We start from the raw sequence: 6,723 nt of genomic DNA, 5'->3' as shown, positions 1-6,723 counted from the left end.
TTGACCAATAAGTGTAGTCATAACGACGCACTAGTGAAGTATTTCTATTATAAGTAATATTTCCTGAGTTAACTGCATTATTGATTTGTACTAAACTCGCATTATTTTCAAAAATTAATGACCCACCTGTATTTATAGTGAGAGCATTTGTAATTGTTAAAGTTCGGCCTGATGGAACTGTCAAATTAACTCCATTATTTATCGTACAAGAACAGGCACTTAAATCTGCTGTTATTGGAAAGTTTCCTGAAAAAACAGCTCTTTTTGTGGCAGTTGGAGTTCCGTTAGACCAAGCTGTCCCATTCCAGGTTGTCGAAGATTGATCTGTTATAGTTGCTCCAAGACTTGATGGCGATTTACAGCCCCTGCTATTATCCGTTACTCTAAAAGTGTAAGTATTGGCAGTAAGCGAAGGGATTGTCGTACTAGTTCCTGAGCCTGTATATGTAGCAGATCCGGGGCTTCTTTCAATAGTCCAGGTTCCCGATGATGGTAAATTATTTAAAGTAACACTTCCTAAGTCCGAACATGAAACATCATTTATTGTACCAATAGTTGGAGGCGGCAATAAATCTATTGATGTTGAAATATTGTCTGCATAGGTATGTCCTGAAATATCTTCAACAATATTTAATGATGGATCAGTTCCTGTAACTTTAGCAGAATTAATTACTCTTCCTGTAAGTACATCATTGCTGGTAATAGTATAAGTACCGGTTAATGTGGCGGTTGCTCCAGCAGCTAAACTAGTAATTGGGTTTCCTGCTATAGTTATTCCCGGCATTGGATCAGTCACTCGAATATCTGTAATAGGAACTTCTCCCGTATTTTTTACATTGAAAGTATAATTAATAACATCTCCTGCTTTTCCACATGAGGGCATCGAAGCTGTTTTTATAAGACTTAATTCTGCAATTTTTAATGAATTGGTATTAAAAGCAATAAAAGCACAATCTGAACTACCTGAAAAAGTTACAACAAAACGATCAACCTGGGCAGCGTTTGCAGATGTGATTCCAAATTGACTGGTTTCAATTGCAAGCACTCTAATGTCTCTTGTTGCGGCTGGAGTAAATCCATACGTTCCATCCATTTTAAACAAATCCAAACTATAAGTACCGATTGCGGTAACAGCATCAAATTTTATAGATAATTCTGTTCCAACTGTATTTCCTAATGCATCAATAAATTTGAAAGTATCTGGTGTTCCGCTTGGTTCTGCTACCTGAGTTACAATTAAGTCAGGAATTCCATCTCCAAGACCTGTAAGATTTAAGTTATTCGTACCAACTTTAAATTCTGCCGTACCTGCTTTTATATTAGCAACACCAGTTCCAAGTGACAAGCCGTTCGTCCCATCTGTTAATCTTGACGCTAATTCTGCTCCTGTGGCACTTGAGCCAGCTAAAGCAGGCACTAAAGTTGCACCACTTGCAGATCCGTCTATCATTGAACCTTGCAAGAAATAAGATCCTGTTGTCGAGCCTAAAGATTGAATTTTTAAAGCTCTAAATTTTTGTGCATTGTAAGTTACAGAATGTGAATCGAGTGTTGTATTATTAACTCCTGTAGAATAGGTGGTACCATTCCAAGAGAATGCCAATAAATTGTTTTCTCTGTCTGGGCGGTTACCGGCTGCTGTAGTTGAATTAGAGGTCCAATATCCGTTCCAATCGGTATAGATTCTTGAAACAGCCGTTAATTGAGCTGACATTTTTAAAGAAAGCAATAAAAATATAAATAGTATTTTTTTAAATAAAGAACGGGTAAACAAAAGTAATTTTTGGGGCATACAATTTGTGTTTTGGTTGATTTGGGTGTTTGTTAATGATTTAATGTTTAAAAGATTTTCAACATATTTTATTACATTTTTCTTATTTTGAAATGTTATTACATGTAAAAATCCGGCAGCTTTCACTGTCGGATTTTTATTATATTTTTATTATTTTAGTTAAAAATGATTTTCCTTGTCGTCGTCGAATCATTTTCAAGAGAAACTTTTACTAGTAAAACCTGATTAGCGGACTGCAGATTTGAAACTGACAATTCCGTCGTTGCTATTTTATTTTTACTATATAAAAGTCTACCCGAAATATCGTATATATTTATTTCTTTGATGTTTTCTTTTGAAGAAGTAACCTTAATTGCTTTGTCTTTTACAGAAACTAAAAGACCGTCTTTTACATTTTCAAAATCGTCTGTTCCCAATGTTTTATTAGTATAACGAAGTGTGAAGCGATCTGTAAAAGTTCCTATTTCAGTATTAAAGGTATAATTACCTGCTTTTAAATCTTGGATTTTACTAGTTACTTTATCTTCAAGATATACTTTTTGGCCTTCAAATAAACCGTCAACATGATCAATAGAAATAGTAAATTCACCGGCAATTGCTGTTTTATATCCAAGAGGAATTACATCAGTATCTTCAAAAGGCATTGCACGACCCTGAATCGTTAATTTTTTCGCATCATTAATACTGTAAAAATCTGCATAGGTATTCCCATTAAGTGTCGCTGCATCGTAATTCTGATCCCAGCTGTTTGTTGCTCCGTCAATATAACCAATCAATGCTTGTTTAAAAGCGCCTTCGGCATTGGTAAAATTCAACCATACACGGTTTGTTTCTCCAGCTGTTTGTGAAGTTTTAAAGAACTGCGTGTTATCACCGGGAATTCTCATACTATTTGTAAATACAATATTGTTACCTGTACTTGCCTTAAAGAAAAATCCTTGTCCTGCAGCAATATTTCCTGTTGGAGCAGCTGCACCGCTTGTTGTTACAACACTTCCTGTTAAACTATATACAGCATAATCAGCAACAGTATAATTGTATTTTGCATCTCCGGCTACTGTTCCGCTTGGAGGTGAATTATGTGTCCAGAAATATAAAGCTCCAGTTCCTGCGTCATTGATCAATTTATTTGCACTTATAGCTGATGGGTATGGGTTTCCAATTAAGTTCCATTTTGTTGCTGTTGGCGTAATCGTGATATTCCCATTATTTGGTATACCTTTAAAAGAAGCTAAATAAACTGCGGTGCTGTTTATATCATATTCCTGTGGAGACCTTATAATATACCCTTGTCCCGGAGTCATTACTAAAGTTCCGTTATAATTTATTGTCCACCCTGTAGTTGGGTTATAACTATAATACTTATCTGCCAAAGTTGTAGGCGATACATCATGAAGGGTTAAACCCGGAGTCGCTGTAACTGGTGTTGACCAATAGGTGAAATCGTAACGACGGATTGGTGCAGTAGTTCTTTGCAGTTCAAACGAATTTACAGCTCCCTGATATGCATTTGCAGCCGTGCTTTTTTGTAATAATGACCCTCCGTTTTTAATCAAAAGTTTTCCGCCTGTACCAACAGTTGTAGTTTCTTGTACTGTTAATGTTCTATTTGTTGGAACTGTCAATGTAACCCCTGGATTAATCGTACAAGAACAAACTTCAATATCAGAGTTTAAGGTTGTATTAGCCGAAACTGTTATTGCAGAACCGGTTGTCGGAGTTGATGAGCCATCATAGATAGTTGGTATAGCAATAAGATTTAAAGCCATTTTTGCATCTCCGGCATCCTCTCTTAATCGAACTTCTATTTTTGAATTTTTATTTAAAGTGTAAATTTGGTTTGTTTTTACTATAACTGGTGCTCCAATATTTTGTCCAGCTGTATATTCCAGAACTTCATCTACATAAATTCTCATATCATCGTCGCAGTTTACAACTTGAAGCTGATAATTTCCACAAGGAAAACCCTGGCGCTTGTAAGTTACTGTAAAGTTATCAATAGGAATTGGTGCACCTTGCCATGTGGTTGCTAAAGACGGAGATTTATCTGCTGCCCATGAAGTTGTTGTGTTAATATTTAAATTTGAATCAACATATGTTCCTGCGTAAACAGTTTGAGTCAAATCAAAATTGTTTTTTGTAAAACCGTAAACATTCCAGACATTATCTCCGTATGGTAAATTCACATTATCCCCTTTAATTAAACCGTATGAAAAAGTAGTACGTGCTGAACCTACATTTTCATAATATTCTAAGATAAATTCGTGAGAACCTGCAGCTAATGTATACAAAGTTGCATCTAGAATAAAGCTGTGGTCATTCCATCTGCTTAAAACTAAATTACCGTCAATATATAATCTTATTCCATCATCACTTCCAATTGTAATGTTATAAGTTCCAGCAGCAGTTGTTGTTCTCATTTTGTAACGAACAAAAAAGTTATCTGCAGGAGCGGTTCCGCATATATTTGTTACAACTCCTCTTACTGTACTTGTTCCAATATTGCGATCAAAAATCGCTGGTTCAGTTACGTTACCAATAAAAACGTTTGTTGCTGCCGCCGCCGCTGCATTATAGACAGGGTTTGGAGCAGCATTTGTCCATTTGTAAACATAACCTATCCAAGAATCTACTCCAAACGTTGTTTGGTCTCCCTGCTCACAAATAATAATTTCATCAGCTCCCATATCTGGCGCTGTTGTGCTTCTTGTTTCGTTATCAATATCTGTTGTAAAACCAGTTATTGGTGTTCCTTTTGCATGGATTCCAGAGTTTGTTGTATTTTGAAATAAATGAAGATCTGCTGCTGAAATAAATTTTGGTTCAACAATAATTGTATTTTGTTCTTTTCCTGTTGCTCCTGCAGCCTGCCAATTACTTAAAGCTGCATAGTCAGGATTATCTTGAAGTCTTGAGTTAAAATGAGATGTATATTTAGCTACATAGTGATTATTATAGCTGAGTAAATTAAAAACTGAACCTGCAACTCTTGTAAAAATTGCATACTGAGTACCTGATGTCTGACTGTTATAAAATATATTATTTCGAACATCAATAGCTGAACCACCTGCTATAAATAAACAAGATGCACGGCCGCCTGCTGCTGGGGCATCCATTGAAACAGTGTTGAAATAAATTTTATTTGAAGCACCACTGTTTATATAAATCCCGTGACCTTTATAGCTAAAATTAGAATTATTATCATCAGTGTTACTACTGCGAATATTATTTATGAAATTGTTGTAGATAGTATTACTACCGCTATCAACATAAATTCCCGCACAATAACTCATACCATTACCTGTTACATCATACACATCGCTAATTTTATTACCAAAAATAGTTCCGTTACTTGTTCCATAAACTGAAATACCTGCATGGTGAGTAGTTGTATTTTGTCCAGAATCTGCTTTATAAACTCCCGTAATTGTATTTTGTGATACTTCGTAATCTTTAGCATTATTTAATCTAATACCAATATGCGGCTTATTTGCATTTGTCGTTCCGCCGATAATATTATTTTGAATTTTCCAACCTGTTGATAATGAAGCCGCAAGTCCATTCAAATATACCGCTTGTCCTACACCTGTAAAAGTAGTGTTGCTTACAATATTAGATGAATTCGCAGTTTCTGCAGTACTTGATGCACTACTTGTTCCTCCACCAAAAACACCAATCGAAAAGTCATAAGTACCACGGGCATACTGTTGTAAAATTAAATTCTTAAATTCATTACTATTTGCACCATTACTGCTATTTTGACTGGCGATCCAAATAACTGCTCTATCGTTATTTGATTGGTTGTTGTTGTAAATAGTCAAATTTTTGGTTGTTCCATTTGTCGTGTTACTTCCATCAAAAACAACATTGTCAACCCCGTTTAATTTAAAAACGGCTTCAGTATTCTTGGCTGTATTACTTGATTCAATAGTTACGTTCCTATTTGCATTTGGTTTAAATGTAACTTTAAAAGAAGTATTTCCGGTATATGGATTAATTACAAGAGGAAAAATTTCTGAAGTTGAAACATTATAAGCAGTATTGTCAAGTAAAAATGTTACCGCAGCAGAAACTCCAACATTGTTAAGTGTATTTACAGCAGATGTTAACGTGTTAAAATCTGCAGTTGCAACGCTTCCAATCGTATAAGTTCCAGCTAAAGGGCCCATTAATTTTCCGGTAAACTTTAATGTGTTGGCTAAAATCTGCCATCTGATATTATTGTAATCATTCCCTTTAGTATAAAGACGAACAATTAATTTTTGATTCGAATTTAAAGATTCGTTAATTTTAATGCTTTTTGATGGATTCCCTGAAATTGATTCTTCAGCAACTAAATTACTTGCTGTATTATAAAACACATCTGTCGAAGGAACAGTTCCATTTTGCGAAATATAATATTTTGCGATATAAGTAGATGGACCCGGTGTACCTCCGTTTGGGATGCTTGCCTGATTAAAAACTAGATTTGAAATCCAGATAACATTGTTTGTCGTAGGTGCAATAGAAATCTCTACAAATCGATAGTGCACAAAACCTGAATTATTCCATCCAGCAACTAATGCTCCAGTGCTTCCGTATGTAACTGGGTTTTCGCCAGAATTTGGAGCAAAAACAGCAGACTGCACATAACTTTGTTTGGTTGTACTATTGCCATCTGATGTTAAAGCCCAGGAAGCTAAATCAACAGTTTGTGCAATGCCAAAAAAAGGTAAAAACAAAAATAAAAGTAGAGTTCTCATCATGTTAAATGTTTTCTATCAGATTGTTATGCTGGCATAATACATTACACCTGCCCAAAGATATATACATCTACGTGTTAGATTTTCCGGCGGTTTTTAGAATAGGCTTATAATCGATAAACTGAGAAAATAATCGATGAAATGCACGGTAAAAATGATGATTTTATGGAATTTCTTATAAAACAAGCT

1 protein-coding gene and 1 pseudogene are annotated in these 6,723 nt (G+C 35.1%); both read right to left on the bottom strand.

Translation table 11 applies throughout. The features are described 5' to 3' along the window. Nucleotides 1–1,714, bottom strand: a pseudogene (locus ASD98_RS22160) (DUF11 domain-containing protein); the annotation flags it as partial. A 233-nt stretch (nucleotides 1,715–1,947) separates the two neighbouring features. Continuing rightward, complete coding sequence (locus ASD98_RS22155; protein ID WP_082577915.1) at nucleotides 1,948–6,537, bottom strand: T9SS sorting signal type C domain-containing protein; 4,590 nt, start codon at nucleotides 6,535–6,537, stop codon at nucleotides 1,948–1,950. Nucleotides 6,538–6,723 lie beyond the last annotated feature (186 nt).

The sequence above is a fragment of the Flavobacterium sp. Root186 genome (assembly GCF_001428525.1).
In the GTDB taxonomy this organism is placed as follows: Bacteria; Bacteroidota; Bacteroidia; order Flavobacteriales; family Flavobacteriaceae; genus Flavobacterium.
Note: the sequence above shows the minus strand (reverse complement) of the source record. Positions and strands in the feature narration are given on the sequence as shown.

Coding starts and splice junctions, on each gene's coding strand:
- ASD98_RS22155 (WP_082577915.1), bottom strand. CDS start 6,537: ATGATGAGAACTCTACTTTTATTTTTGTTTTTACCTTTTTTTGGCATT.